Source organism: Endozoicomonas arenosclerae, assembly GCF_001562015.1.
Lineage (GTDB): Bacteria > Pseudomonadota > Gammaproteobacteria > Pseudomonadales > Endozoicomonadaceae > Endozoicomonas_A > Endozoicomonas_A arenosclerae.
Map to the genome: position 1 here is coordinate 1 of NZ_LASA01000247.1, position 2,274 is coordinate 2,274.

General features: G+C 47.0%; 5 protein-coding genes. All 5 read left to right on the forward strand.

Annotated elements, in window-relative coordinates; translation table 11 throughout:
• A partial coding sequence (locus WG89_RS33150) for a transposase (protein WP_414630392.1) occupies positions 1 to 230 on the forward strand: 230 nt, incomplete at its 5' end.
• Positions 209 to 820: a hypothetical protein gene (locus WG89_RS28325; RefSeq protein ID WP_153301892.1), complete on the forward strand. Its 612-nt coding sequence runs from the start codon at positions 209 to 211 to the stop codon at positions 818 to 820. The genes WG89_RS33150 and WG89_RS28325, both read left to right, overlap by 22 nt.
• 237 nt (positions 821 to 1,057) lie before the next feature.
• Positions 1,058 to 1,564, forward strand: coding sequence for a MaoC family dehydratase (locus WG89_RS28330; protein ID WP_062271117.1), 507 nt, complete (start codon positions 1,058 to 1,060; stop codon positions 1,562 to 1,564).
• Between the two features lie 73 nt (positions 1,565 to 1,637).
• The gene (locus WG89_RS28335; protein WP_062271119.1) at positions 1,638 to 2,096 is read left to right on the forward strand and encodes a PrpF domain-containing protein; all 459 of its coding nucleotides are present in this window, start codon (positions 1,638 to 1,640) and stop codon (positions 2,094 to 2,096) included.
• Between the two features lie 26 nt (positions 2,097 to 2,122).
• Positions 2,123 to 2,274: transposase (locus tag WG89_RS33155; protein ID WP_172806955.1), on the forward strand; the 152-nt coding region annotated here is incomplete at its 3' end.

The following is a 2,274-nucleotide window of genomic DNA, read 5'->3' on the forward strand; positions in this document are numbered from 1 at the left end:
ATTGGGCGGTGGAGAATAATCTGCACTGGATTTTGGACGTTGCATTTTCAGAGGACGCATGTCAGATAAGCACAGGAAATGGGGCTGAAAATTTCTCCATTCTGAGACGGCTTGCGCTGAACGCTATCAAAGCCAATAAGGGAAGTCGCAGTATCAAGAGTCACCGGAAGCTAGCAGGGTGGGACCATAAGCACCTGAAAAAGCTGCTTTGCTCAGTCGTTCTGAATTGATGCAATTGCCCTGCGTTAACTTTCAACGTGCTTTTGAACAGTCCATTATCAAAATGCTTCACAAGGGGAAAATCAAAAGCGCTACAGCTATCATTCATACGGATCGCCCTGCCACCCCTCTTTGCAACCGAAACGGACAGCTGTCTGAAGACACCTTGCCCGAGTCCATTCGCACTGACCCCCAACGCCTGAAAACACTGAAAGACCGCACCCAGACCATGCGATTGCTGGCCAGAGAGAAGCAGGTTGATCTCTACATTGCCTACACCCATGGTGGACTGCAGAAACGCTCGGAGAAAGAACAGGGAATCTTCAAAGATGAAATCAAAAACCGCAGAAATGTTGGTCTCCACGATGTCGAACTTTCCTGTCCTGCCATCCCGAAAAAGCTGTCAGGAGCTACCTACATCCTGAAACTGGCCGATGGTGACAGTCTTTTTTTCTCCCTCACCGGCAGTCAGGTGCAAGACGCTGACAAAACCATGGATTGGGAGTACTGGTTTGATACATTGAAGAATCCGGAAATGCAAAAGCGACTGGATCAGGTGTTAAACTTTTTAAAAGACTGCGGATTATCAATTCAAGTCTGAGTCATTCAGGGTCAATACCCCACAAATTCCAATGACGTCACTCAAACCAACACCTTCCGCTAACTGCTCTAAGCGCTCTGATCAAAACGCCTTTTTACGAGTGTATATTTATATACATTTATATTTTCACTATTAAACGACCAGTATTAGTTATCTCATTTATTTATTAATAAAAATAAAACCCCTCCACTACACTCTGGAAGACCCCTACTTTTCCCAAGCCCTCCAGAGAATGCCATGAGTAATCAGTTACCTTCACTTTTGATCCAGAAAGATGAAAAGCATTTCGTTGAAGACGGCGCAATGTTCTATGAAGATTTCGTAGTTGGCCGCATCATTCAATCGAGCCATGGTCGAACCATTATTGAATCCGACTGTGTTTCCCTGACCATACTTCTGGGCATTGAATCCCAACCCCACACCAATCGGGACTTTGCCAAAAAATCCGAATTTGGGGATTTGATCGTTGAACATATCGTTACCTTTGGCATGGCAGTGGGCATTCACTCACGTCTGATCAGTGGGCATGCAGCTGCCAATCTTGAGTTTGATGAAATCAAGGCGCTCAAACCCGTCAAAATAAACGACACAATTTATGTTTCTTCCGAAGTTCTCAGCGCTCGGGAATCAAAGTCACGCCCCAAACAGGGATTGGTAAAAGTCCTTCTCAGCATCAGCAATCAGAATGGCGAAATCGTAATGACTGGAACACGGACCATGCTGGTATGGAAGCGAAATGCCTGATCGCTTCGAACTCGAAATCCTCTTTTGCCATCGTTGATGACCGGCAACTTCGACCTCAACAGGAGCAATCAACATGAGCGAACAACAAATAGCGATTCCCTGTGTGTATATGCGGGGCGGAACCAGCAAAGCCGTTTATCTGATGGGCAAGGATTTACCGCCACCAGGCGAAAAGCGCAATAACATCCTGATGCGAATCATGGGCTCCCCTGATCTGACAGAAATTGACGGCATGGGAGGCGCGCAGATTGTCACTTCCAAACTGGCTGTGATTGACCCTCCTTCCAGACCCGATGCCGACGTTGACTACACCTTTGGACAGGCAGAAATCGATCATCCTCACATTGATTACGACGCCAACTGTGGAAACATTTCATCTGCCGTCGGTCCCTTTGCAATCGACAGTGGTCTGGTCAAAGCCCAAGAGCCGATCACCCGGGTCCGGATTCATAACACCAATACCGGCAAAATTTTTAGGCTCTTAATGGATTCTGGGGAGCTGGTTGAGGACGAGTTATTTGACTATGAATAGAAGACGTTTTCTTGTACAAAAGTGTCATGAAACTTTATGACCTCCTCGACAACGCCAAGTGCTTTGAACAGATACGCCAGATTCGCTGGCCTGACGGGGTGAAATGCCCACACTGTGCCAGCTCAGACATAACCCGCCAAGGCAAGGACGATTCACAGCCTGACAGACAGAGATATTC